Below are 388 nucleotides of genomic sequence, written 5' to 3'. Positions count from 1 at the left end.
CTGGGTTTCCCCATTCGGAAATCCTCGGATCAATGCCTGCTTACGGCTCCCCGGGGCGGTATCGTTGTTCGCCACGTCCTTCTTCGGCTCCTGGTGCCTAGGCATCCTCCGTGCGCTCTTACTAGCTTAACCAAYTGCTCGTGGTGATTTCGATTGATCCGTCRTTGAAGCCTTATTTCTTTGATTAATAACCYCTTTAGAGGTAGAAATAACGTCTTCAAAAGCCGTCTTCAATTCGAAACACCTCTCGCTTACGTAAAAACAACTAAAGGATGTTTCAGCAATTCTTTTTCTTTCGTTATCCAGTTTTCAAGGTGCAAGATAAAACATAGGTGTAAAACATAACACCTGCTTGGCGACGTCCTACTCTCCCAAGACCCTGCGGTCT

Annotated in this window: 1 rRNA gene; it reads right to left on the bottom strand. The window is 46.5% G+C overall.

The annotated features are described in order from the left end of the window. A 23S ribosomal RNA gene (locus tag AC1DM9_RS34590) occupies nucleotides 1–132 on the bottom strand; the annotation flags it as partial. Nucleotides 133–388 lie beyond the last annotated feature (256 nt).

The organism is Paenibacillus sp. 01T431 (assembly GCF_056398625.1).
Note: the sequence above shows the minus strand (reverse complement) of the source record. Positions and strands in the feature narration are given on the sequence as shown.